General features: G+C 62.3%; 23 protein-coding genes. 7 read left to right on the top strand and 16 right to left on the bottom strand.

The window, feature by feature from the left end; translation table 11 throughout:
* Nucleotides 1-53 precede the first annotated feature (53 nt).
* The 9 genes from BC443_RS12250 to BC443_RS12210 all read right to left on the bottom strand — a co-directional run bounded on the left by BC443_RS12250 (nt 54) and on the right by BC443_RS12210 (nt 11,362).
* Nucleotides 54-1,085 carry a LacI family DNA-binding transcriptional regulator gene (locus tag BC443_RS12250; RefSeq protein WP_071232122.1) on the bottom strand — a complete coding sequence of 344 codons (1,032 nt, stop codon included), beginning with the start codon at nt 1,083-1,085 and terminating at the stop codon, nt 54-56.
* Between the two features lie 170 nt (nt 1,086-1,255).
* On the bottom strand, nt 1,256-1,720 hold the full coding sequence (gene sixA, locus BC443_RS12245) for a phosphohistidine phosphatase SixA (protein ID WP_071232121.1): 465 nt from the start codon (nt 1,718-1,720) through the stop codon (nt 1,256-1,258).
* The gene (locus tag BC443_RS12240; RefSeq protein WP_071232120.1) at nt 1,720-2,769 is read right to left on the bottom strand and encodes an NAD(P)H-dependent glycerol-3-phosphate dehydrogenase; all 1,050 of its coding nucleotides are present in this window, start codon (nt 2,767-2,769) and stop codon (nt 1,720-1,722) included. Before BC443_RS12240 ends, sixA begins: the two co-directional genes overlap by 1 nt.
* Nucleotides 2,770-2,949: 180 nt before the next feature.
* Nucleotides 2,950-4,392: an NAD(P)(+) transhydrogenase (Re/Si-specific) subunit beta gene (locus tag BC443_RS12235; RefSeq protein WP_071232119.1), complete on the bottom strand. Its 1,443-nt coding sequence runs from the start codon at nt 4,390-4,392 to the stop codon at nt 2,950-2,952.
* 16 nt (nt 4,393-4,408) lie between these two features.
* Nucleotides 4,409-5,980 carry a Re/Si-specific NAD(P)(+) transhydrogenase subunit alpha gene (locus BC443_RS12230; RefSeq protein WP_071232118.1) on the bottom strand — a complete coding sequence of 524 codons (1,572 nt, stop codon included), beginning with the start codon at nt 5,978-5,980 and terminating at the stop codon, nt 4,409-4,411.
* Between the two features lie 402 nt (nt 5,981-6,382).
* Nucleotides 6,383-7,855, bottom strand: a complete 1,473-nt coding sequence (locus tag BC443_RS12225; protein ID WP_071232117.1) for a protein adenylyltransferase SelO — start codon at nt 7,853-7,855, stop codon at nt 6,383-6,385.
* Nucleotides 7,856-7,973: 118 nt separating this feature from the next.
* Nucleotides 7,974-8,690, bottom strand: coding sequence for a glucosaminidase domain-containing protein (locus BC443_RS12220; RefSeq protein WP_244179898.1), 717 nt, complete (start codon nt 8,688-8,690; stop codon nt 7,974-7,976).
* Between the two features lie 344 nt (nt 8,691-9,034).
* Complete coding sequence (gene htpG, locus BC443_RS12215; protein ID WP_071232116.1) at nt 9,035-10,933, bottom strand: molecular chaperone HtpG; 1,899 nt, start codon at nt 10,931-10,933, stop codon at nt 9,035-9,037.
* 93 nt (nt 10,934-11,026) lie between these two features.
* A complete protein-coding gene (locus BC443_RS12210) occupies nt 11,027-11,362 on the bottom strand; it encodes a DUF1232 domain-containing protein (protein WP_071232115.1) in 336 nt (111 codons plus the stop codon).
* A gap of 351 nt (nt 11,363-11,713) precedes the next feature.
* Here BC443_RS12210 and BC443_RS12205 point away from each other — a divergent pair, with 351 nt between their 5' ends.
* Nucleotides 11,714-13,690 carry a transglycosylase SLT domain-containing protein gene (locus BC443_RS12205; RefSeq protein ID WP_083387377.1) on the top strand — a complete coding sequence of 659 codons (1,977 nt, stop codon included), beginning with the start codon at nt 11,714-11,716 and terminating at the stop codon, nt 13,688-13,690.
* Between the two features lie 136 nt (nt 13,691-13,826).
* On the opposite strand, the gene BC443_RS12200 is transcribed toward BC443_RS12205, so the two are convergent.
* Together BC443_RS12200 and BC443_RS12195 are read right to left on the bottom strand one after the other, a co-directional pair.
* Entirely contained in the window at nt 13,827-14,405 is a 579-nt protein-coding gene (locus BC443_RS12200) for an exopolysaccharide biosynthesis protein (protein ID WP_071232114.1), read from the bottom strand.
* A 72-nt stretch (nt 14,406-14,477) separates the two neighbouring features.
* The gene (locus tag BC443_RS12195) at nt 14,478-14,894 is read right to left on the bottom strand and encodes a TM2 domain-containing protein (RefSeq protein WP_244179893.1); all 417 of its coding nucleotides are present in this window, start codon (nt 14,892-14,894) and stop codon (nt 14,478-14,480) included.
* A 506-nt stretch (nt 14,895-15,400) separates the two neighbouring features.
* On the opposite strand from BC443_RS12195, the gene BC443_RS12190 reads away from it, so the two are divergent.
* Nucleotides 15,401-15,607: a cold-shock protein gene (locus BC443_RS12190; RefSeq protein WP_071232112.1), complete on the top strand. Its 207-nt coding sequence runs from the start codon at nt 15,401-15,403 to the stop codon at nt 15,605-15,607.
* 113 nt (nt 15,608-15,720) lie between these two features.
* On the opposite strand, the gene BC443_RS12185 is transcribed toward BC443_RS12190, so the two are convergent.
* From BC443_RS12185 to BC443_RS12170, 4 genes are all read right to left on the bottom strand, one after another.
* Entirely contained in the window at nt 15,721-16,161 is a 441-nt protein-coding gene (locus BC443_RS12185; protein ID WP_071232111.1) for a nucleoside deaminase, read from the bottom strand.
* A 64-nt stretch (nt 16,162-16,225) separates the two neighbouring features.
* Nucleotides 16,226-17,155, bottom strand: a complete 930-nt coding sequence (gene yegS / locus BC443_RS12180; protein ID WP_244179892.1) for a lipid kinase YegS — start codon at nt 17,153-17,155, stop codon at nt 16,226-16,228.
* A 246-nt stretch (nt 17,156-17,401) separates the two neighbouring features.
* Complete coding sequence (locus BC443_RS12175) at nt 17,402-18,592, bottom strand: multidrug effflux MFS transporter (RefSeq protein WP_071232109.1); 1,191 nt, start codon at nt 18,590-18,592, stop codon at nt 17,402-17,404.
* 69 nt (nt 18,593-18,661) lie between these two features.
* Nucleotides 18,662-19,336 (bottom strand): MgtC/SapB family protein, encoded by a 675-nt coding sequence (locus tag BC443_RS12170; RefSeq protein ID WP_247643280.1) that lies wholly within the window; start codon nt 19,334-19,336, stop codon nt 18,662-18,664.
* A 153-nt stretch (nt 19,337-19,489) separates the two neighbouring features.
* Here BC443_RS12170 and BC443_RS12165 point away from each other — a divergent pair, with 153 nt between their 5' ends.
* The 3 genes from BC443_RS12165 to BC443_RS12155 all read left to right on the top strand — a co-directional run bounded on the left by BC443_RS12165 (nt 19,490) and on the right by BC443_RS12155 (nt 21,706).
* Nucleotides 19,490-20,338, top strand: a complete 849-nt coding sequence (locus tag BC443_RS12165; protein WP_071232107.1) for a formate/nitrite transporter family protein — start codon at nt 19,490-19,492, stop codon at nt 20,336-20,338.
* A 140-nt stretch (nt 20,339-20,478) separates the two neighbouring features.
* Nucleotides 20,479-21,138 carry a hypothetical protein gene (locus BC443_RS12160; protein WP_071232106.1) on the top strand — a complete coding sequence of 220 codons (660 nt, stop codon included), beginning with the start codon at nt 20,479-20,481 and terminating at the stop codon, nt 21,136-21,138.
* A gap of 19 nt (nt 21,139-21,157) precedes the next feature.
* Entirely contained in the window at nt 21,158-21,706 is a 549-nt protein-coding gene (locus BC443_RS12155; RefSeq protein ID WP_071232105.1) for a FlgO family outer membrane protein, read from the top strand.
* Between the two features lie 116 nt (nt 21,707-21,822).
* Here the strand turns inward: BC443_RS12155 and BC443_RS12150 are convergent, their stop codons facing one another.
* Nucleotides 21,823-23,526 carry a 2-isopropylmalate synthase gene (locus BC443_RS12150; RefSeq protein ID WP_071232104.1) on the bottom strand — a complete coding sequence of 568 codons (1,704 nt, stop codon included), beginning with the start codon at nt 23,524-23,526 and terminating at the stop codon, nt 21,823-21,825.
* Between the two features lie 235 nt (nt 23,527-23,761).
* On the opposite strand from BC443_RS12150, the gene BC443_RS12145 reads away from it, so the two are divergent.
* Nucleotides 23,762-24,259: an Lrp/AsnC family transcriptional regulator gene (locus BC443_RS12145; protein WP_071232103.1), complete on the top strand. Its 498-nt coding sequence runs from the start codon at nt 23,762-23,764 to the stop codon at nt 24,257-24,259.
* A 138-nt stretch (nt 24,260-24,397) separates the two neighbouring features.
* Entirely contained in the window at nt 24,398-25,375 is a 978-nt protein-coding gene (locus BC443_RS12140; RefSeq protein ID WP_071232102.1) for a tripartite tricarboxylate transporter substrate binding protein, read from the top strand.
* Nucleotides 25,376-25,424 lie beyond the last annotated feature (49 nt).

Below are 25,424 nucleotides of genomic sequence, written 5' to 3'. Positions count from 1 at the left end.
TACGACCAAAGGATGACGATTCGTGACGACACCGCGCCGTACGCCGAAACGGCTCAGGTGGTATCCCGATCGATGATCTCGAAGCCGACATCCAGCACCTGCCCGGCCCGCTCGAATGTCGGCTGCGCCATGCGCTGTAGCAGATGCTCGGCCGCCCGCAGCCCGATGGCGGCACCGTCGATACGTACGGTGCTCAACGCCGGAAAGCTGGCGGCAGCATAACTGCTGTCGCCGAACCCCATGATCGCCAGTTGTCCCGGCACCGTCAGCCCGCGACTCTGCGCCTCCGACAACACCCCCAGCGCGAGGATATCGGAGCTGCAGACGATGGCATCCAGCGCGTGGCGATCGAGCAGTTCGGCGCTCTTCTCCCGCCCCCAGGGCATGCTCGAAGGCGTACCGACTTCCCGCAGCTGATACTCCCCGATGCCAGCGCTCTCGAGCCCCGACACGAAGCCGGCGACCCGCAGCTTCGCGCGAGAATCGTCGGCGCTGATGATGCCGAAGCGCCGATAGCCCCGTGACAGCAGATGCTCGGCCACGGCGCGCCCCACCGCTTCATGGGAGAAGCCGACCAGCATGTCCAGCGGATCATCGGTCATGTCCCAGATCTCGACCAGCGGAACCTCGGCCGCCTTGAGCCGCTGGCGGGTCAAGGCCGAATGACGGCAGCCGGTGAGAACGATCCCGTCGGGACGGCGGCTCAACACGGTCTCGAGAATCGTCTCCTCCTGCTCCGGCGTATAGCCGACCAGTCCCAGCAGCACCTGATAACCCTGGGAAGAGAGCACGCCCATCACCGTCTGCACGACTTCGGCGAACAGCGAGTGCGCCACGGTCGGCACCAGCAGCGCCACCAGCCGGCTCCGGCTCGAGGCCAGCGCGCCGGCGACCCGGTTGGGCACGTAACCGGTTTCGAGCACCGCCTGCTGAACGCGTAGTCGTGTACTTTCGCTCACCAGCTCGGGGCGGTTGAGCGCCCGCGACACCGTCATCGGCGCCACGCCTGCAACGCGAGCCACATCGGTCAGCCGCGCGCTGCCGGTCGAGCGCGAGGAGCGTGGTTTGTCGCCGCTATCGTCCATCGACGTGATCACTCATCAGACTGTTCATCCATACGAAATCCATCCGGTTCGAGGCTCGTTCCTCGGCATCCGATCTTCTGCCCTTTTGGCACACATGAAGACGGTCAAGATGATAGCGCAAACATGCCTCTGCCTACTTGCTGAATCATGTCGAGCGAAAGCACGCCGCCCTAGGAAGGAGAGACGAAAGCCTTCAACGACGCACACCCGGCTGCCCAGACATCGGCTTCCAGCAGCGCGATACCGGCCGTGGGGAACATCACGCCAGCGCTGGCAGTCCCCTCGGTCAGGCGCCCGGTGAGCAGCCCGACCAGCGGCATGTGGCTGACGACGATCAAGGGTCGCGCCGTATCGAACAGAGTCAGCCGTTCGATCAGCGCGCCGACATCGTCGTCCGGCGTCACGCCGCCGACCGTCTCGACTTCGCCGTGCATGGCTTCGGCAACCGCCTGTGCGGTCTGCTGCGCCCGATCGTAGGGACTGGCCCAGATCGCGGCGCCGGCCAGCGTCTGTCGAGAGGCCAGCCATCGGCCCGCCTCTGCGGCTTCGCGCTCCCCGCGGGGCGTCAACCGACGTGCCGCATCCGGGCTGCCCGGCCCCGCCTCTCCATGTCTGACTACCGCGAGCCAGCCCATCACTCGGGATCCGGCGCGAGTTCGTGAGCGCGGGATACCGCCTCCCGCGACAGCATGAATTCGACGTCGCTGCTCTGCTCGCTTTCCATCAGCGCCTTGGCCATGTCCTTGGCTGGAATGCCGTCGAACATGACCCGATAGAGCCCTTGGGCCAGCGGCATGTAGATATTTTCCTGGCGCGCCTTCTCGCACACCAGCTTGACCGTATTGACGCCTTCGGCCACCTGACCGAGCACTTCGATGGCGGAATCGAGATCGTGCCCCTGCCCCAGCGCGTAGCCGACGCGATAGTTGCGCGAAAGCTCGGAAGAACAGGTCACGATCAGGTCACCGACGCCGGAGAGCCCCAGGAAGGTCATCGGGTTGGCGCCGAGCGCGACGGCGAACCGGCTCATCTCCGCCAGCGCACGGGTCATCAGCATGCTGCGCGTGTTCTCGCCCATGCCCAGTGCGGCAGCCATGCCGGCCGCAATGGCATAAATGTTCTTCAGCGAGCCGCCCAGCTCGGCGCCGTAGCGATCGTTGCCGGCGTAGACGCGGAAATAACTGCACCCTAGCGCCGCCTGCACGTAGGCCCGCGTGACCGGATCGTCGCTGGCAATCACCGTCGCCGTCAGCTGCTTCTGGGCGATCTCGGCGGCCAGGTTCGGGCCGGACAGCGCGCCGATGTGCGAAGAGCCGGTCTCTTCCTCGATTACCTGACTCATCAGCTTGAAGCCGTCGGCCTCGATGCCCTTGGTGGTACTGACCAGGATCTGCTCGGGGCGCAGGTACGACCGCGCCTGCTGCAATACCTTGCGGAAGGCCTTGGAGGGAATCGCGATGAAAACCACGGCGGCGTCGGCAACCGTCTCCGCCAGGTCGGTGGATGCGACCACTGCCGGATTGATCGAGTAATCGGGCAGGTAGCGCCCGTTGCGGTGTTCGCGATTGATCTGCTCCACCAGCGCTTCGTCGCGCAGCCACTGACGAACCTCGGCGCCGTTATCGGCGGCAATACTGGCGATGGCGGTACCGAAGCTGCCTCCGCCGAGTACCGCGACCTGCATGCGTTCTTCCGACCCGTTCTTGGCTGACCTGGTTTTATCCGACTCGTTTTTATCCGACTCGTTTTTATTCAACATAGCCGTTCCATTGACGATGAGCGATACCCACAGTGTAACGAAAAAACGCCCCGAAAACGGGGCGTTGATCGTGCAGGAAACGCGTTCAGCCATACATCGCCGGGGCTAGTCGATCATCCCGACGAGGGAGTCGATACTGGACCGGGCGTCGCCGTAGAGCATGCGCGTGTTCTCCTTGAAGAACAGCGGATTCTCGATGCCCGAGTAGCCGGTTCCCTGCCCGCGCTTGCAGACGAAGACCTGCTTCGACTCCCAGACCCTCAACACCGGCATGCCGGCGATCGGGCTGTTGGGATCTTCCTGGGCCGCGGGATTGACGATGTCGTTGGAGCCGATGACGATCACCACGTCGGTGTTGGCGAAGTCGTCATTGATCTCGTCCATTTCCAGCACGATATCGTACGGCACGCGGGCCTCGGCCAGCAGCACGTTCATGTGGCCCGGCAGGCGCCCGGCCACCGGATGGATGCCGAAGCGAACCTCCTTGCCGGCCGTGCGCAGCTTGCGCACCAGATCGCTGACCGCATTCTGCGCCTGGGCCACGGCCATGCCGTAGCCGGGCACGATGATCACGCTGTCGGCGTCATTGAGCGCGCTGGCCACGCCGCCAGCGTCGATGGCGACCTGCTCGCCTTCGATCTCGGCCGCCGGCCCCTGCGTGCCACCGAAACCACCCAGGATCACGCTGACGAAGTTTCGGTTCATCGCCTTGCACATGATGTAGGAGAGAATCGCCCCGGACGAGCCGACCAGCGCGCCGGTCACGATCAGCAGATCATTGGAGAGCGTGAAGCCGATCGCCGCCGCCGCCCAGCCCGAGTAGCTGTTGAGCATGGAAACCACCACCGGCATGTCGGCACCGCCAATGCCCATGATCAGGTGCCAGCCGATGAAGAACGCCAGCGCCGCCAGCAGCAGCAGCGTCCAGAAGCCGGCGCCGTTGAAGTAAGCGATGGCAAGCAACAGACTCAGCGCTATCGCTCCGGCATTCAGCAGGTGCCCGCCGGGCAGCTTGTGCGGCTTGCCGCCGATCTTGCCGGCCAGCTTGCCGAATGCCACCACGGAGCCGGTGAAGGTGACCGCGCCGATAAAGACACCCAGCACCACCTCACCCTGCAGGAAGGCGAGTTCCGCCGGGGTCTTGTGGGCCAGGGTCGAGGCAAACGCCGACAGGCCATCGAAGGAGGCACCGGCCGCCTTGATCGCCATGACCCGCGCGCGCTCCAGTTCGGCATTCCAGCCGATAAAGACCGCAGCCAGGCCGACAAAGCTGTGCAGCGCCGCTACCAGTTGCGGCATTTCGGTCATCTCGACCTTGCGCGACAGCCAGGCGCCGATCAGCCCGCCGATCAGCATCATCGGGATCATCCAGCCATAGCCGCCAACCTTCGGGCCCAGCGCGGTGAAGACCACGGCGATCGCCATGCCGACGATGCCGTACCAGACCGCACGCTTGGCTTTCTCCTGGTTGCTCAATCCTCCCAGCGAGAGGATGAACAGGACACTCGCCGCGATCGCCGCGGCGGAAACGAACTCGTGTTGCAACATATCGATTCTCCGCGGATCAGGATTTCTGGAACATGGCGAGCATGCGGCGGGTCACCAGGAAGCCCCCGACGATGTTGATCGAGGCGATCAGCACCGAAAGCCCTGCCAACAGCGCCACCACCCAACTGCCGGAGCCGATCTGCAACACGGCGCCCAGGATCACGATGCCCGAAATGGCATTGGTCACCGCCATCAACGGCGTATGCAGGGAGTGGCTGACGTTCCAGATCACCTGGAAGCCGACGAAGCAGGCCAGTACGAAGACGATGAAGTGCTGCATGAACGATGCAGGCGCGACCATGCCCAGCAGCCACATCAGCACGCCGCCAGCGACCAGGATGCCGATCTGGCGCTTGCTCTGGGCCACGAAAGCGGCATGCTCGGCCGCCTTTTTCTCTTCCGGCGTTGGCTCCTTGACCTTTTCCTTGGGCTTGGCGGCACCGATCGCCTTCACTTTCGGCGGCGGTGGCGGGAAAGTGATCTCGCCGGCATGGGTCACCGTCGCACCGCGAATGACGTCGTCTTCCATGTTGTGAACGATCACGCCATCCTTTTCCGGCGTCAGATCGGTCAACATATGACGGATGTTGGTGGCATAGAGCAGCGAGGCCTGTGTCGCCATGCGCGACGGGAAGTCCGTATAGCCGACCACGATCACCCCGTTGTCGGTGACGATGCGCTCGTCGGGCACGGTCAGATCGCAGTTGCCGCCCTTCTCCGCCGCCAGATCGACGATCACCGAGCCGGGCTTCATCGCCGCGACCATGTCCTCGAGCCACAGTTTCGGTGCCGGGCGACCGGGGATCAGCGCGGTGGTGATGACGATATCCACCTCCGGCGCCTGTTCGCGGAACAGCGCCAGCTGCTTCTCGCGGAACTCGGGGCTGGAGGGCGCCGCGTAGCCGCCGGTGCCCGAGCCGTCCTGGCTCTCCTCGAAATCGAGGAACAGGAACTCCGCGCCCATCGACTCGATCTGCTCGGCGACTTCCGGCCGCACGTCGAAGGCACGAACCACCGCGCCGAGACTCGTCGCGGTGCCGATGGCCGCCAGCCCGGCGACTCCGGCGCCAACGATCAGCACCTTGGCCGGAGGCACCTTGCCTGCCGCGGTCACCTGACCGGTGAAGAAGCGTCCGAACTGGTTGCCCGCTTCGATCACGGCACGATAGCCGGCGATATTGGCGGTACTGGAGAGCGCGTCCATCTTCTGGGCACGCGAGATACGCGGGACCATGTCCATGGCGATCACCGTCGCGCCCTGGGCTCGGCAGCGCTCCAGATTCGCCTCGTTCTGTGCCGGCCAGAAGAAGGTGATCAACGTCTGTCCCGCTCTCAGCTGGTCGATTTCCGACTCGACCGGCTCCCGGACCTTGATCACCACGTCCGCCTCTTGCCACAGCGACGCCGCACTATCGACCACGCTGACGCCGGCCTGCCGGTAAGCGTCGTCGTCGAAGCCCGCGAGCCGGCCCGCGCCGCTCTCGATCAGGCACTCGTGCCCCAACTTCTGTATCTGCTGCGCACTCTCCGGCGTCAGCGCCACTCGCGCTTCTCCTCTGGCGAGCTCCTTGGGTGCCCCGATCTTCATTGGCCTCTCTCCCGATGGTCAGCCATGCACCGATACTCCTCATGCTGTATATCGATAGTCGTATAGCAATGACGCACCACGCCTTGGCCATGCACTGAAAGCCATGACAGAAAAGGCGTCATCGTTTATCGCAGAATACTGCGGTAGGTGACCACAGTTTTCCGGAGTTCCAGCAGGCGAATCAAGCGTTTAGGAGAAAAACCAACCCGATCAATAATTTATGGCAGGCATAACTAAAGCGTTATATTTAAAAACGGCACTAAGCTCTTGTTTTAAATATTGAAAGCCGGACCTATGGTTTCCGTTATCAAACTTATAATGAATGACTTATTGCTAAAAAATGCCGGCATCGGAAGCCGGCATTTCAACATTCAATCATCGAGAGTATCGATCAGACAGCGATCAGGACGAACAGGAGAGACAGACGGGAGGCGCGCTGGGCGACGGCGCCTCGCTCCAGACATCCATGCCCGGCCGCTGGAGGAAGGGAGACGACAGCAGCTCGCGGAACGTCTGCAACGGGCGCGTATCGCCTTCCTGTGCCGCCTCGATGACCTGCTGCGCCAGATGGGTACGCAAGACATAAAGCGGATTGACCCGCCGCATCGCCGCCAGCCGCTCCGTCTCTCCACGCGACTCGTCGGCAAGCCGCTGGCGGTAGCGCGCGAGCCACTCATCGAGCTGATGACCCGGCCCCGAGCCGATGATCTCCTCGCGTAACGACAGACCACCGACGACGTCCTGATCGCTCAAGGCGCGGAAGCTGCGATGAAAGTCGGCCCGTGAACTCTCGAGCAGCGACAGCCAGTCCTCGATCAACTTGCCGTCGCTCTCCTGCTCGGTCTCGAGCCCCAGGCGTCCACGCATCAGAATGGCATATGCCGCCTGAAGCGTGGGCTCGTAGGTGTCGAGGATTTCTCGCAACCGCTCCACCGCGATCAGCGGTGTCAACGACTGCCCCAGTACGGTCAGATTCCATAGCGCCACGCCGGGCTGCTGATCGAAGGCATAGCGCCCGGTCGTATCCGTATGGTTGGGCGTCAGGTTGGACTCGAAGCGATCCATGAACGCATAGGGGCCGTAATCCAGCGTCAGCCCCAGGATCGACATGTTGTCGGTGTTCATCACTGCATGAACGAAGCCATAGGCCTGCCAGCGAGCGATCAGTTCCGCGGTCCGCGTGACCACGTCCTGGAACAGCGCCTCGAGCGGCGCGGCCTCCTGCGCGAGATCGGGGCGGTGGCGATCGATGACGTGGCGCATCAGCCGTTCGATATCCTCGACCCGCTGCTGCTGATACAGCCATTCGAAGTGACCGAAACGCACGTGACTCTCGGCCAGCCGCAGCAGGGTCGCCCCCGGCTCGACCCGCTCGCGCATGACCTTCTCGCCGTTGACGGCGACGGCCAGCGCCATGGTCGTCGGGATCTTGAGTCCGGCCATCGCTTCGCCGGCCAGATACTCACGAATCGAGGAGCGCAACACGGCGCGACCATCGCCAAAACGCGAATACGGCGTCTTCCCGGCGCCCTTGAGATGCAGGTCGATCGGCCCCTGCGATGTCATCGCTTCACCGAGCAACAGACCGCGCCCGTCGCCCAACGCCGGGTTGTAGGTGCCGAACTGATGCCCGGTGTACTTCTGGGCCAGCGGATCCATGCCGCTCAAGAGTCGTTCGCCGCTCATCAATGCGGTCAGGCGGTCGCGGTCGATCTCTTCGGGATCCAGCCCCAGGAGCGCCGCCCCGCTCGGGCTGACGTCGAGCAGCCGGGTATCGCGCCACGGGGTCGGCTTCACCCGTGTAAAGAAGTCCTCGGGAAAGCGGGACCAGACATTATCGAAAGTCAGTGTCTCGAGGGAGCTATCGCTGGCCATGGGGGCCTCCTCGGATTGGCAGGAAAGTGGCTGTAGTCTAGCGCAACTGGCCGATTGCACACGTTCGACCGGTACGCGGACATCATCCGAATACCGGTCGACGGAAAGGTTCGGGGTATCAGGCCGGGCTACCCGTCACGAAGGCGCTATCGGCGCCGTGGGTGCGAATCAACTCGCCGTTGGTGCGCAATAGCGACAGGAGCTGCTGCTGATAGTCGGGCGAGGTCGAATAGTTGTGAAGCGTGCCGATCAGCTTCTCGGCGGAGATCGACTTGCCCTTGGCGGCCAGCGCCGCGCGCTGCCCGCGAAGCTGGGCATAGGCACGATGGGTATTCAGGTTGTGCAGGTAAGCTCTAACGCCGTCACGCACGCTATCGAACGTCTGAAAGCGTCGCGAGGTGCCGAGTTGAGCGATACCGCATCCCTCGCTGAAGCAGCGCATGCCGAACAGATTGTTGCTGTCCCGGGCGAGCCGCGAGGTGCCCCAGCCGGACTCTTCCACCGCCTGGATCACGACCATCTCCAGCGGCACGGTATTGACCCGTGCCAGCAGCTCCCGGCTGACCTCGCCCGGCTCGCATTCGACGCCGTAGTCGTCGCATAGCTGAGCCAGCCGCTGCTTTTCGTCCGCCGTCATCGGATTGATGCGGCTGCCGACGCCGATCAGCCAGTTGCGATCGCGCTGGATACGCGCATTTTCGACCTGGACCAGCGGCACCAGCATACCCAGGAACGCCGCCTTGCGCTTGGGTCCGGCCTTGATGTCTCGCAGGTCGGGCAGCTCGGTGACGGGGTCCAGCGCGGGCCGCTGGATCTGGCTTTCGAGGGTTGGCACGGTTTCGGATATCGACTCGGCTCGAGACGCTATCGGGAACACTGCGAGGCCCAGTGTCAGGGCTGTCCCCATGACGACTGCCAGGACGCGTTGTCGGCGGGCAGGCTGGGGATCGTGTCGAAAAGGTCGTCGAAGAAAGGGCCATTCACGGACGGAACGTCGGTGAAGAAGCCTCGGGAAGGATAGCGACATACTCGCCCCTCCATCATGAAGAAGTCGGCAGGTTAACAGTAGTTGGCTGCAAATTTGAGGAAAGAACGTGCAATTAGGTCGTTTTCACCAAATAAATGGCCGGCCACAAGGGCCGGCCATGACACGCTTGAGCGCGCGATGATCGATGGCGATCAAGCACTTAGCAGCGTATTGAGGCGCTTGACGTAGGCCGCCGGGTCGTCGAGATGCCCGCCCTCGGCGATGACTGCCTGATCCAGTAGGATATGCGCCAGATCGTCGAAGTTGCCCCCTTCGGTGCTTTCGAGACGCGATACCAGCGCGTGATCGGGGTTGAGTTCCAGGATCGGCTTCACCTCCGGCAACGGCTGTCCGGCCGCTTCCATCATGCGACGCATCTGGAAGCCCATTTCGTGCTCCGGCAGCACCACGCAGGCCGGGGAATCGGTCAGGCGATGCGTAACCCTCACTTCCTGAACATTGTCGCCGAGCGCCTGCTGTACTCGCTTGACCAGATCCTCCTTGGCCTTGGCGGTCTCTTCCTGCGCCTGCTTCTCGGCCTCGTCGGCCATGTCGTCGAGCTCCAGGTTGCCCTTGGCGACGTCGGCGAAGGACTTGCCGTCGAACTCGGTGAGATGGCTCATCAGCCACTCATCGATGCGATCGTGCAGCAGCAGGACTTCGATGCCCTTCTTGCGGAAGATCTCCAGATGCGGGCTATGGCTGGCGGCCTTGAAGCCATCCGCGACGATGTAATAGATCTTCTGCTGGCCTTCCTTCATCCGCTCGACGTAATCCGACAGCGACTGGTCCTGCGTCGCGCTGTCGGTATGCGTGGTGGAGAAGCGCAGCAGGCCGGAGATCTTGTCGCGGTTGGCGTAATCCTCCGCCGGACCTTCCTTCAGGACGTCGCCGAAGGTGTTCCAGAAGGTCTGGTAGGCTTCCTTGTCCTTGGACAGCTTCTTCAGCATGTCCAGCGCGCGCTTGGTCAACGCCGCCTTCATGGAGTCGACCTGCGGCGACTTCTGCAGCAGCTCGCGGGAAACGTTGAGCGGCAGGTCGCGAGAATCCAGCACTCCCTTGACGAAGCGCAGGTAGAGCGGCAGGAACGCTTCGGCGTCGTCCATGATGAAGACTCGCTGAACGTACAGCTTGAGCCCGCGCACCCCGTCACGCTGGTAGAGATCGAACGGCGCGCGCTCGGGAACGTAGAGCAGGCTGGTGTACTCGAGCTTGCCTTCGACCTTGTTGTGGCTCCAGGTCAGCGGATCGCTGAAATCGTGCGCGATGTGCTTGTAGAACGCCTTGTACTCGTCATCATCGATCTCCGCCTTGGGACGCACCCACAGCGCGGTCGCCTCGTTGACGGTCTCCCAACTGACGGTCTCGCTGCCTTCGATCTCCTTGCCCTCTTCGTCGCGAGCCTTCTCGACCTTGGGCATGCGCACCGGCACGTCGATATGGTCGGAGTACTTGCGCACCAGATTCTTGAGGCGGAAGTCGTCGGCGAACTCCTTGGCGTCCTGCTTCAGGTGCAGCACGATCTCGGTGCCGCGTTCGGGGCGATCGATCTCGGCGATGGTGAACTCGCCTTCACCCCTGGAGCGCCACTCGACGCCCTGGTCGCTGTCGGCACGGCGCGTGCGAACCACCATTTCGTCGGCAACGATGAAGCCGGAGTAGAAGCCCACGCCGAACTGGCCGATGAGCTTGGCATCCTTCTGCTTTTCGCCGGAAAGCTGCTTGAGGAAGTCGGCGGTACCACTCTTGGCGATGGTGCCCAGGTTCTGGATCACCTCGTCACGGTTCATGCCGATACCGGTGTCGCGCACGGTCACGGTGCCGGCGTCGGCATCGTGCTCGATCTCGATGCGCAACTCGGCGTCGCCTGCGTAGAGAGCGTCGTTGTCCAACGCCTCGTAGCGCAGCTTGTCGCAGGCGTCAGCAGCGTTGGAGATCAGCTCACGCAGGAAAATCTCCCGGTTGGAGTACAGGGAGTGAATCATCAGATGGAGAAGCTGTTTGACTTCCGTCTGGAAGCCGAGCGTTTCTTCTTGAGTCGCAGTGGTCATTGACGGGCCTCTCGAGGCGGTTACGAAATAATACTAATGAAATCACGGTGTTCAGCGATATGGGGCTCGCCAGCCCCATTTCAAGCCGAGCCGTCACTCGGCGATGACTTCCTCGTCGTCGATGCCCTTCCAGCGCCGGTAGTCGCCCATCGCTCGGTCGACCCGGGTCAGCAGCCAGCCCACGATGAAGACGTCATCGACGAGCCCGAGGATCATCAGAAAATCGGGAATCAGATCCAGCGGCGACACCAGGTACACCAGTGCCAGCGCCATCCAGCCGAAGGCCGCCCACGGAATCGGCCGGTAACGCCCGCGCAAGACATCCAGCGTCATGGGGCCGAAAACCCGAAACGCGCGGCCGATGCGGGCCAGTGCGCCGCCGCGCTGCTTGAGACGAGACAGCTGGGTCAGAAAACGCCAAGGATTCATGGTGGAATCTCCGGTAGTGACGTTGGGGCGAAGCAGGCTCGATCGACGCCGACTAAAGATTGGACTAGCCCCTTAGATGGTCACGATCGGGCCAGGATTCAATGTCCTTCCCGCCGCACGAGGCCATGGCGTCACCGGAAGGCACCATGCCGTTGCGAAACGGGACTACCCAAGCGGGCCGCCATCAGCGACGATGGGGCCATGAATCGGCGAAGTGACACGCGTATCTCGCCGAGAACGCAGCGCTGCCGCGGTCTTTCGAAATGATCTGCTGCAAGCAGTTCCGAAAAGCGCAGGATCGCTTCAAGCGTGGGCGTTGAAGAACGGCCCTTCGAGAAAGAGAGAGATCCAATGCCCGCATTGCCTACCCGCAGACGTTGGTTACGCTGGTGCCTCATCGGCGCCATCGGATTGAGCGCGACCGCGCAAGCCGCAGTGACGACACCAGTCACCACGACCCAGGCCGACCAGGTCATGAAGCAAGCGCTGGACGCCGCCCGCGATCGTCGCTGGAACGATATCGATCAGGCCGCCATCGAGGGCCACGTCCTGGCTGGCTACGTGGAATACCACCGCCTTCGCTCCCGGCTTGCCACGGCTTCGGCCGCGGAGGTGAACGATTTCATCACCCGCTACGGCGACTCCCCGCTGTCCGATTGGATGCGCGGCGCCGCGCAGACGCGATTCGGCGAGTTGGGGCGTTATGACGACCTCCTGGCGATCAGCGACGGCGAGCCTTCCAGTACCATCCGGCAGTGCTACTACTACACTGCCCTGCTCGACCGGGAGCCGGCCAGGGCCGCGGCGGGCGGCGAGGCACTGTGGCACGTCGGCACCTCGCAACCCGAAGCCTGCGATCCGCTGTTCGCGACGCTCGAGGAGCGCGGCGTGCTGACCGACGAGGACACCTGGGAGCGCATGATGCTGGCCTGGGAAAACGGCCAGGACGGGCTGGTCACCTATCTCGAGCGAGGCCTGGACGACACCTGGCAGCGGGCCATCGACAGCTTCGACACGGTCCGCGGCAATTACGCCGCCGTCACCCGGGTCCCGCTGGATCTCGGTCCCGACGGCCAGGCCAGTGGCGCGCTGATCGCTGCCGCCATGCATGGTCTGATCCGCGCGGATACCGAGGCCGCCCTGGAAGCCTGGCGCAAGATCTCTCCCCATGTATCGATCGGCGAGGACCGGCGCCATCAGGTCGAGCATGACCTGGCGTTCTACTCGATGGTTCGCAATGTCGATAACAACCAGGGTTGGGTCGATACCACGCTACCGCGTCTCGCGGATGCCGATCTCATCGAGCTGCGTATCCGCAATGCGGTGACCGAGGGCAACTGGGCCAACGTCGCGCGCTGGAGCGAGGCGCTTCCCCCGGAGGTGCGCGCGGAAGCCCACTGGCAGTACTGGCTCGGGCGCGCCAGCGAAGCCCTGGGCGACGATGCCAAGGCACGCCAGGCCTACCGAATGGCCGCGCAGAATCGCAGCTTCTTCGGCTTTGCCGCCGCCGATCGTCTCGGCCAGCCCTATCAACTGGAGATGGCGGACACCCGTGTCTCGACGCTGCAGCAGGAGCTGACGGGCATGCTGCCCGTCGTACAGCGTACCGAGGCATTGATGCGAATCGGCGAGGAAGGTCTCGCGCGCAGCGAGTGGTTCACGGCCGCCGCCCGCGATACGCCGGACCAGGCCGCAGCGCTGGCCGACTACGCCATTCGCCAGGGCTGGTACGGCATGGCGATCCAGACCACGATCGCCGCCAAGCAGTGGGACGCGTTGCCCTGGCGGTTTCCGGCAGCGTACCGCGATTCGTTCCTGAAATGGGCCGAGGTCAATCAGGTCGACCCCTACCTTCTGATGGGTATCGCGCGACGCGAGAGCGCTTTCAACCCCCGTGCCGCTTCACCGGTCGGGGCCCGCGGGCTGATGCAACTGATGCCGGGGACGGCCGATCATGTCGCCCGAGAACTCGGCATCAGCGCACCCAGTACTGCGGAGCTGTTCGAGCCACAGGTGAACATCCAGCTCGGCAGCACCTACATTCGCTCGATGCTGGAGCGCTACCGCGGCAATCGTATCGCGGCGACGGCGGCCTACAATGCCGGCCCCCATCGCGTGGACCGCTGGCTTGCCACCGCCCCGCGCGAATTCGATCGATTCGTCGAAAGCATTCCGTTCCGTGAAACGCGTGACTACGTGCAGGCCGTACTGGCCTACCGGGTCATCTTCGAGAGCCTGGCCAAGCAAGGCGACACCCGCGGCGTCGCCATGCTGTCCCAGGCCGAGCGCCAGGGCGACTACGACCCGACCCTGATCGCAAGCAACTGATACGGCATCGCAGCGGCGAATTTTCGCGCCGCTCTTCCACGGCAAAGCCCCCGACGGTCCAATGGATCGTCGGGGCTTTCCGTTGGCGTGCGGTTGATTCGTGATTGATTCGTCGCGGCTGATTCGCCGTGGTCGATTACAACATCCAGAAGCCGATGCCGACGCCGCCTGCCAGAGTAACGCCAAGGCCGATCAGCATCATTACCCCATCGCCGGCCGTGAGCCCCAAGGCCATGACGACGATCGCCAGCGCCGGTATGGCCGCGGCGAATGGCAGCAGCTCCAGCGGAATCATCCCCAGCCCGAGCACGACCATCAGCAGCGCCAGCAGGCGCTGGGTGACATCCCCCATCAACCAGCGCAACCGAGGCTCGAGGAATCGATCGATCTTCCGGGTCCAAGGCTTGACGCGCTGGGTCACCCGATGCCAGCGCTCGTGGCTGACGCCGCGCCGACTCAACACCTTCGGTAGCCATGGGCTCCTGCGGCCGAATACCAGCTGAATCGCCATCAAGGCGATGAAGATGCCGCAGGCGCTGGGCACGCCCGGGACACCGCCGGTCGGCAACAGTGCAATCAGCGCCGGCAGCAATACCACCGGCCCAAAGCCCCGGGAATTGAAGGTATCGACGATGTCCTGCAGCGTGATCTTGTCATCCTCGACCTGACGGTCGAGCGTTTCGAGAATATCGGTAAGCTGAAGTCGCTCCGACATGCGTCACCTCCCTGTGACGTCGAAAAGGGTTCCCTGGCGTCGAGCGCCTGGAACGAGTCGACCGGGAGCGGATTACAGCCCGCGGCGCGCGTGTTTCAGAGAAATCTGGTCATTGAGCGTCCAGAAGTCGTAGAGTACCCCGACCAGGAACAGACCACCCGTGAGCAGATAGATCAAACCCGTGATCCATTTCCCCATGTACATCCGATGGATACCGAACACCCCCAGGAACGTCAGCAGGATCCAGGCCAGCGTATAGCTGGTCGGCCCGGCCCGGAATCGCAGATCGGCCTGGCGATCCATGCCCGGGATCAAAAACAGGTCGATCAACCAACCGATCCCGAACAGCCCGAAGGTAAGAAACCACAAAGTCCCGGTGACGGGCTTACCATAGTAGAAGCGGTGCGCTCCGGTGAACCCGAAAATCCACAGCAAATAACCGATGGCCTTGCTGTGAGTGTCATTGAAACTGATTTCACGTTGTGCCACGCACATTGCTCCTGACTCGATGATGAATGGTCACTGGCCCTAGGCGCGACTGCCGCAGCAACCTGAAAAGGCGAGTGACAGCTTACCCGAGGACCCTACTGCGATACATGTTCACGATAAATAGCCTCGCTGCACGCTGCGTCTTCGACTCCCGGCGAGGTTACGGTGTTATATCAATCTTCTTAAAAAGCGTTAATAAAACCATACCGTGTGACGCGATCAACCCGAAAAAAAGGGTCTGGCAGGTTATAGACGTGCATGAAATTTCCATCTATGGTTCGTAAGCGGGGCATGGGAAACGGTTCTACCAAAGTCAAGCTGCTGTTGCTTGACCCGGTATATCCGCCGATGCAACATCCGTTGCGTAGGTTTGCAGGCAGAATGGCGTCAGTTGTTAGTCGATCTCGTCGAACTCCTAGTGCGCATTCCCCCCTAGTCTGACCACGCATTTCGGGCATCCCCCGGGACGCTCGGCTACATCACTATGCAAGTTAAGGATATCGACAATGGCAACTGGCACTGTCAAATGGTTCAACGACACGAAAGGCTACGGATTCATCTCTCCCGATGACGGCGGCGATGATCTGTTCGCACACTTCTCCGAAATTCAGGCAGACGGCTTTAAAACTCTGCAGGACGGCCAGAAGGTTACCTTCGACGTTACTCAGGGCAAGAAAGGCCTTCAGGCCGCCAACATCAAGGTATCTGGCTAATCCCAGTCAAGGGTTCCAGATTCCGGGATTTTCGATCCTGAAGTCTCACCGCCTTGAGCAAAGCCCACCGTCAGGTGGGCTTTTTCATGTCACCTGCCGATGATCCGAGCCGCTCAGGGCTCTCCGATATCCTCGTTCCACACTTCCGGATAGGCTGCGATGAACTGCGTCATCAATTCGCGGCAGGCCGGATCGTCGAGAACCTCGACATCGACCCCGCGCTCGCGCAGCAACGCCTCTTCTCCGAGAAAGGTGCGATTCTCCCCGATGACGACCCTGGGTATGCCGTAGAGCAGGATGGCCCCGCTGCACATCGAACAGGGTGATAGCGTGGTGTAGAGCACCGAGTCGCGGTAGACCGAGGCAGGCAGACGCCCCGCATCTTCCAGCGCATCCATCTCCCCGTGCAGGATTGCGCTCCCCTTCTGCTGGCGCTGGTTATGGCCACGGCCGATGATCGACCCCCGGTGAACCAGAACGGAACCGATGGGAACGCCGCCGTTGTCGAGGCTGAGCCTGGCCTGTTCAATGGCTTCCTGCATGAAGTTGTCCATGTGATCACTCCTTTTTCGGGTCGATGCATGAGGGCTCGCGGGTCGATCATGAAGAGCTGTCGAGCTACTCGCCCGGACGCAGCAGAGGGCAATTTTCCGGTACGACCAACGGTAGCGCTTCACGATCCAGCGTGGCACGAAAATGCTCATAGCGGCGCGGTTCACCATCGAGATTGAGGGGAAAGGCGCCGTCGCTGTCGAACTCGACCCAGGGCACGCGCAGATAGCGCACGAACTCTCCATCCCGGGGCAGGTTTTCGAGCTCGTCGATGATTCGCTTCAGTTCGCCCAACGAATTGAAGTGGCGTACGAAAAGCAGCTCGAACAGCCCGTCGTCCAGCTTGGCAGAGGGCGCCAGCCGTTGGCCGCCGCCTGCCTGGCAGCCGTTGCCGATCGCCAGCATGAATAGCGGGACCCGTGCTTCCCCCTCCGGCCAGCGTATATGCCCTTCGAAGGGTTGGTAATTCCAGGCTTTCAACATGCCCATGAGCGAATACGCACCGCCACCCAACAGACGCTTCAGCCCGACCGGCGTCGAGGTAGTGATCTCGGCACCGAAGCCGCCGGACGCCACGTTGATAAACGCCTCGTCGTCCAGCTTGCCGACATCCACCTGACGAACGGAGCCGGTCAGCGCCAGCTCCAGCGCCGCCAGTGGAGCCATCGGCAGGTTCAAGCCATGCGCGAAGTCGTTGGCGCTCCCCAGAGGCAGAATCCCCAGCGCCGGGCGCCGCTCGGGTGACTGTTGCATCAGGCCGGCAACGATCTCGTTGATAGACCCGTCTCCCCCGCCAGCGACGATTCGCGTCGCCCCGCCGGCCACCGCGCTATCCACCAGCCAGACGCCATCACCGCCCTCCCAAGTCACCCGCACCTGCAGATCGTGACCTTGGCGGCGCAGATGCTCGACCGCTTCGCGAATCTCTGGCTGCTGGGCAGATTTACCGTTGAGAATCAACCATGTGCTTTCCTTGCCATGAGTGGCCATACCCATCTTTTCCTTTCCTGAAGCCGAACCATCACCGTCGTCGTGCCGAAATCTCCCGCCATCTCTTTCATTCTAGCCTGTTCATGCCAGCGCGATATCGAACGCGATGAACCTCACGCAATGCAGCCGCCCGGAGCAAACGACTCGATACCGCAACCTTCCAGGCCATCGCAACGCACACGAACCGGGCGAGCTGAACACGAGACGGCATGGCTGTGACAACGGTCTCGGGAAATCGCTCCACCACCACGATCATTCGCCGGAATCAGAGCGCTCGGCCTGTCGTCTTGCCAAGGCCCACATCACGAGCCCGCCGCCACAGCAGATCAGTGCCAGCGACGACTGCGGTGCCAGCGGCGTCATCAACAGCAGGGTCGCCAGCGTGGCGCCGCCGCCCAGTTGAATCGCGCCCAGCAAGGCCGCCGCGGTTCCCGCGCGCTCCGGGAACGGCTCCAGTGCCAGGCTCGCAGCCGACCCCAGCACCATCGAGAAACCGATCGAGAGCATCGCCACCGGCCCCATGAAGGTGATTACCGATACCGGCACGGCCCAGTAGAGGCAGGCGATCAAGAAGCCCCCGCCAATGACGACGAGCAGCCCCCGCTGCACGGTCGACCGTCTCCCCCACCGTGCCATCAGTCTCGGCACGATGAAGAAGGCTACTGTGCTGACCAGGGCGTTGCCCCCGAACCACAGGCTGAAGATCCACTCCGGCTGGCCTAGGCGATCCATCATGACCACCGGAGCCGCCGATACATAGACGAGAATGGCCGCCATCATCGTGCTGACGAGCATGGCGTAGTAGAGAAACCGCCGGTGGAAAAGCACCGGACGATAACGGGACCAACGATAGAGCCGCTTTTCGATCGGCGTCTCCGCTGGCCGTGTCTCGCCGAAACGCCAATACGCGCTCAGCCACAGCATGCCCGCGAATGCGGTCATGAAGGCGAAATTGCTGCGCCACCCCAGCGCCACGGTCAGCGCCCCGCCCAATACCGGGGCCAATGACGGCACCAGCGTCAGCGAGCCATTGAGATAACTGTAGAGCTTGGCGCCCTGGGTCGGCGTGTAGCTGTCGCGAACAGCGGCGAAGGCGACGGTCACGGATGCGCAGGCCCCCAGGCCTTGGAGAATACGCGACACGTAGAGCATCTCGAGCGAGACAGCCGTCATGCCGATGACGGCGGCCAGCATATAGATCGCAACACCGCCCAACAGCACCGGACGGCGACCGAAGCGATCGGTCAACGGCCCGACCAGAACCTGACCCACGCCAACACTCATCAGGAACAGGGTGATGGTCAATTGCAGCGCAGCGTATGGGCGTTCGAACACATCGGCCATGGCCGTCAGCGCCGGCAGATAGATATCGATCGCCAGGGGCGACAGCATGACTGCGCCCATCAATAACCAGAAAGCTGGACGTCCCTCACGTACCTGCATCACTGCCTCGCCGCCATTTCAAGAGCGCCTACTCTATCGGCTGGCAAGGGAATGACAACCATTCCCGCATCAATCACCCGTAGGGGAAAGTTGAAACTCCAGCAGGCGAGCGTCGTCACGCAGATCGGCGGCCAGCGGCGGAATGTACTTGCGATCGTGAGTTCGCAATATCATGCGGTATTCGAACTGACGGCCTTCGTCGCGTGTGCGATAGCTCAAGCTCTCCACCCGAAACCGATGCGAAGCCATCAAATCATGGATCTGCGCTTCGGCCATCACGGCCTGGCTATCGAAGCGCAGGATGCAACGCGCGAAAACCCGGCTCGGCATGCGCCCTTCAACCACGCGAAACAGCGAGAGCGTCAACAAGGTGACGACGGTTGCCAATACCGCCGGGAACAGAAATCCGATACCGTACAGTATGCCCAGCGCCGAGGTTATCCAGATCGAGGCGGCCGTGGTCAGCCCTCGAACCGTCAGGCCTTCCTTGAAAATCACCCCGGCACCCAGAAAGCCGATCCCCGTCATGATGCCCTGAGCCATTCGCGTGGGATCCGTACGGATCGTGGCTTCCGGCACCTCCGTGCCCAGCCACTGCCACTGATACATCGTGACCATCATCAACAGCGCCGAAGAGACACAGACCAGCGCATGCGTGCGAAATCCCGCCGGACGCCCATGAAAAGTTCGTTCCAGGCCGATCAGACTTCCGGCCAACCAGGCTATTCCCAAATGAGTCAGCATCGTCCACGATTCCGGCGACATCCCTGGCTATCTCCCTGGTTCGTTTACGACTATCGTTTCAGCATAGCGCTTGCCACCAGCTGTCGCAGGGAAACCTGAGGGCAGTTTTGCCTGTCCAGCGCGTCTTTTCCCGCTACCGAGAGGAACGCACGCTTGACCAAACATCACGATCTCACGCCACCCAGCCGTGTCGCGGAAGGCGATGAGGAACACGACCTTCATCTCAACGGGGAAGAGCTGCCTTCAAAAGCCGCTGCCGTCCATGAGTTCATCCGCGAGGAGGGCGAAAAGGAGCTGAGCCGTACGATGTCAGCGCTGCTATGGTCCGCCATCGCCGCTGGCCTCTCGATGAGTTTTTCGATGCTGGCGAAAGGCCTGCTGCATGCGCATCTCCCGGACAACGACGTCGGATTCCTGGTGGAATCGCTGGGCTACACGGTAGGGTTCCTGGTCGTGATCATGGCTCGACAGCAGCTCTTCACCGAGAACACCGTCACCGCAGTGCTACCCGTGATGAGCCAGCCCCGGTTCGGCAAATTTCTGTGTCTGCTTCGCCTCTGGGGCGTGGTGCTGGTCGGCAATCTGGTCGGCGTGGCCGTCTCGGCCTGGGCGATTCTGGCCCTGCCGATCTTCTCGACCCAGACTCACGAAGCCTTTCTGGCGCTGGGGGAACACATCCTCGTGAACACCCCGATGCAGATGTTCGCCAAGGGCATCGTCGCCGGCTGGATGATCGCGACCATGGTATGGCTGTTGCCGAGCGCGGGCAGCGCCAAGATCTGGGTCATTCTGATCGTGACCTACCTCGTCGCGATCGGCGAATTCACCCATATCATCGTCGGTTCGACCGAGGTGATGTACCTGGTCTTCTCCGGTCACGCCGCATGGACCGAATACCTGTTCCGATTCGGCCTGCCCACCCTGCTCGGCAATGTCGTCGGCGGCACCTTCATCTTCGCCCTGATCAGTCACGCCCAGATCCGCAGCGATAGCGACAACTGAGCCACCATCGGGCGTCACAGCGGCGCCCGCTGCCAGCCGCCAGGCCTCCCTCCTCAAGTCATCCCGGCAGCTCGCCGATACTGGTAATACACTCTCGAGTCCGCATCGAGACAAGATTATCGAACGGGAACCTTATCTCCATGTCATTCAAGACCTGGGCGGTCGTGTTGGGTGCGGCGACGCTCTCCGGCTGCTTCGGCGTCAACACGTCGCAAGCCCCCATCGCCACCACTTATCCCATCAGCGAGCAGCAGCGCATGCAGGCGGCTCACCATTGGGAAGTGCTCGCCGAGCATGAAGCCAGCGCGATTCTTTCGGACCGAAGGCTCAGACAGAAAGCTCTCTACATCGCTCCCGAAATGCCGACGACCGCGTTCGCGGAGGGCTTCCGCGCCCTGCTGACCAGCGAACTGGTCAGCCGCGGCGCCATCGTGAAGACCCGGCCGGAGGCCGCCGTCGAGATCGACTTCGATGTCCAAGTGATCCGCCACCGCGACCGTACGGCCATACGCGCGCCTCAAGGTGCGCTGACCGCACTGGCGGCCGGCATTGCCGTCGCCACCATTCCCTACAATCACTGGGCCGAACCGGCGCTGGGGCTGATTCCCGCGGCGGCGGTCGCCGATGTCTTCAGCGGCAGCTGGACCTCGGAGACGAACCACGAAGTCATCATCACGGTATCCGCCGACGAATACGACACGCTGGTGTACTCCTCGTCGAACCTCTACTACATCAGCGGCGGCGACAGCGGTCAGTACGACCGAGAACGGGGCCGCCTGGCGGTATCTTCAGACTGGTAAACGGATAGAAAGCGCAGACATGACTTTGAAAAAGACCGCAAACCTGGTGGCGCTGCTGCTGATGCCGCTGCTGCTGGCGAGTTGCTCGCTGCTGGATACCACCGCGTCTCCTCGAGAAGCCACCACGCTGGAACGCATAGACGATGCAGCCGGCGAGCTGATCGCCAGCGCTCGAGACCGCATCGACACCCAGCAACCGATCATCGCCACGACGCTCGTCAACGTGGACCAGCTCGGACAGTCCTCGACGCTTGGCCGCACGCTGAGCGAGGCCTTCACTTCCCGAATGGTGCAGGCCGGGCTCAACGTGGTCGAGGTGAAGCTACGCGACAGCCTGTACATCGAGGAAAACACGGGCGAGCTGATCCTCTCGCGCAACGTTCAGCGTCTGGGACAGGATTACAACGCGGACGCCGTACTGGTCGGCACCTACGCCCAGGCCCAGAACCAGGTGTTCATCAACGTGCGTCTGGTGAAGATCGCCAACCGGACCATTCTCGGCGCAACGAGCTTCTCGCTACCCTTGACCAACGACCTTCGGTACCTGTTGCCCGTCAGTTATCGTTGAGGCTCATCACTCCTGCGAACTGGCTCCAATGAAACGGGATTCAACGAAACAGGCCTCAACGAAACGGGGCGCCGATAAGGCGCCCCGTCCGCTTGTCGGACAGTCATCGAGAACGTCTAGACTTCCCGCTCCATCTCGTCAGCCTTGTTCGACTCGGCCTCCCTGGCCGCCAGATTGATCCCGGCGATCACGGCCTTGAGCGAGGCACTGACGGTATCGCTGTCCTCCGCCACGGCGCAGACACGCTGCCCGTCGACATTGAGCTGGACGAAGGCGATGGCATTGGCCTCGCTGTCGCCGCCCAACGAATGTTCCGCATAGTCGATGATCCCGACGCTGACACCGGAATGCTTTTGCCACGCATCGGTGAAGGAAGACATGGCGCCGTTACCCTTGCCCGAAAGACGGAGCGTCTCGGCGCCCTGCCACAGGGTAACATCGATGCCTTCGTCCTGGCCCTTCGACAGCCGATAGTCCGCCAGCGACAGCGGCGTCTCGCTGGTGAAGCGATCGAACATCACCTGGCGGACCACCTCGCTGGACAGCTCGCTGGCCCGCTTCTCGCTCTCCTGCTGCACATGGGGTGCCAGCGCCAGCATCATCCAGCGCGGCAGGCTGATGCCGTAATCGCGCTCGAGCAGAAACGCCATGCCGCCCTTGCCGGACTGACTGTTGACGCGGATCACCGCCTGATAGTCGCGGCCGATGTCGCGCGGATCGATCGGCAGATAGGCGACCTGCCACGGCTCGTCCGGCTGCTGTTTCTTGAGCGACTTGCGGATCGCATCCTGGTGGCTGCCCGAGAAGGCGGTGTAGACCATTTCGCCGACCCACGGATGACGGGGATGGATCGGAATGTTGGTGCATTCGTTGACCACCTCGATGATCTCGTCCGGCCGCGACAGATCGAGTTCCGGATCGATGCCCTGGCTGTAGAGGTTCATTGCCAGCGTGACGATGTCCATGTTGCCGGTGCGCTCGCCATTGCCCAGCAGCGTACCTTCGACACGCTCGGCGCCGGCCAGCAGCGCCAGCTCCGCGGAGGCGACCGCGCCGCCACGATCATTGTGCGTGTGAACGGAGATGATCACGCTGTCGCGGTTCTTGATGTGCTGGCAGAAGTACTCGATCTGATCGGCATGGTGGTGCGGACCCGCCACCTCGACCGTGGTCGGCAGATTGAGGATGCACTTGTTGTCCGGGGTGGGCTGCCACACATCCATGACCGCTTCACAGATCCGCAGCGAGAAATCGATCTCCGTGCTGGAGAAACTCTCGGGGGTATATTCGAATCGCCATTCCACTTCCGGATAGCGCTCAGAATAGGTCTTGACCCAGGTTGCACCCTGGACCGCAATGTCGACGATGCCATCGCGGTCCATCTCGAACACCCGCTCGCGCTGGACGGTCGAGGTGGAGTTGTAGAGGTGCACGATGGCCCGCTTGGCGCCGACGAGTGACTCGAAGGTCTTCTCGATCAGATGTTCGCGGCACTGCACCAGCACGGCGATGGTCACGTCGTCAGGGATCTGCTCTTCCTCGATCAACCAGCGCACGAAATCATAGTCCGGCTGGCTCGCCGACGGGAACCCGACCATCACCTCCTTGATGCCCACCTTGACGATCTGGTGCCAGAAGCGCTTCTTCTGCTCGACGCTCATCGGCTCCAGTAGCGCCTGGTTGCCATCGCGAAGATCCTCGCTCACCCAGATCGGCGCGTGATCGAGATCACGATCCGGCCATTGGCGATCGAAGGCGGGCACACGAGGCGCAGGGCGATATTTTCTATGATCAAAGGCGCGATGATCGAAAGCAGACATGGTGAAATTCCTGAAGGTGAAGAATTCGGCGCGTTCCGACCGCTGATGGCGGCCCGGTCATCGTGCCGCATGGCGGGATGTGCCATGCGGACGCATCCGCAGCTTGTGGCGGCGGAATCTGACGACAGCAACAGTGTAAAACGTTTTCCGCGACAGTTTATTGCGAATGAAAGCAGAAAACGAAGTATATTGGCACGATATTGCCGTAAAAACGTAAACAGAGGCAGAAACTATCATGGACCAGTCCACTCCTCTTGCGCTGGACCGATATGATCGGCGCATACTCGAAGTCCTGCAGCAAGAAGGGCGGATCAGCAATCAGGAACTGGCCGACCGTATCGGCCTGTCGCCCTCACCCTGTCTCAGGCGCGTCAGAGCGCTGGAAGAGAGCGGCCTGATCGTGAGATACCGTGCCGATATCGATGCGCGCCCTCTGGGTTACCAGCTCATGGCGCTGCTGCATATCTCGATGGACCTTCACACCCCGGAGCGCTTCGACAATTTCGAGCGCCACATTCGGGACGTGCCCAACGTCATCGAGTGCCTGATCATCACCGGCCAGGCGGCGGATTTTCAGCTCAAGATCCTGGTTCGCGACATGGACGACTACCAGCATCTTCTCCTGCACGTCATCAACCGCATCGAGGGTGTCACCGGCGCGCATACCAGCTTCGTGCTGCGTCGCGTGTTCGAGAATCGCCCCGTCCCCACCGACCTCGTCGCCACGACCTGAGGCATTCATCGCCACGGCCTGAGAAACTCATCGCCACGCCATTAGACGATTGCGCAATTGTAGCGAAGACAGCACCTTGCTAAGACTTTGCATGCAAAGTTCATCTTGGAAATAACAAGTACGCCAAGCGAGGTCCACATGAAACGATCAACGGCTCCCCGTCGCCTGAGTCTGTTGCTGTCTGCCGCCGTTCTGGCTTCGCCGCTGGCGCTGGCCGACTACCCCGAAAAGCCGATCACCTTGATCGTGCCCTGGGCAGCCGGCGGTGGTACCGATGCCACGGCCCGCATCATCGCCTCTTCGCTCGAGGAACAGCTGGGTCAGACGATCAACGTCCAGAATCGTACCGGCGGGAGCGGTGTCGTCGGCCATACCGCGATCGCCAACGCCAAGCCCGACGGTTACACCCTGGGCCTGGCCACCGTCGAAGTCGCCATGATGCACTGGCAAGGGCTGACCGACCTCACCTACCAGGACTTCACCCCGATCGCCCAGATCAATTTCGACTCCGCCAGCCTCTCGGTCGCCGACGACTCCCCTTTCAAGAACCTTGAAGACTTCGTGACCCAGGTCAAGAACGAGCCCCAAGGCACCTATACCGCATCCGGCACCGGCCTCGGCGGCATCTGGCATGTCGCGCTCAACGGTTTTCTGATGGACCAGGACATTCCCGCCGGCAAGATCACCTGGGTTCCCAGCCAGGGCTCGGCGCCGGCCATGACCGAGCTGGCTTCCAACAGCATCGACCTGGTGGCTTCCTCCGTCCCCGAGGCGAGATCGATGATCGACGCAGGAGAGCTCAAGAGTCTCGGCGTCATGACGCCGGAAAGACTCGAAGGTTTTCCTGACATTCCAACCTTCAACGAGCAGATCGGCAGCGACTTCACGCTGGGGGCGTGGCGTGGCATCGTCGGCCCCAGAGGGATGGACGAGGATGTCGTGGCAACGCTGGAAGCTGCCCTCAAGAAAGCCTACGACAGCGAGGCCTACCAAAACTTCATGGCCAAGCAAGGCTACGGCGTAGTGTGGCGAGATGCCGATGAGTTCGCCAAGCTAATGGCCGAGGATGACGAAAAGTTCGGCGAGATCATGGGCGAGATGGGCCTGACGAACTAGGTCGCCAACCCTGCGACAAGCGTTGATCCCGATCGGGCCGGAGCAGTGA

Source organism: Salinicola sp. MIT1003, from assembly GCF_001858555.1.
Taxonomy (GTDB): Bacteria; Pseudomonadota; Gammaproteobacteria; order Pseudomonadales; family Halomonadaceae; genus Salinicola; species Salinicola salarius.
Note: the sequence above shows the minus strand (reverse complement) of the source record. Positions and strands in the feature narration are given on the sequence as shown.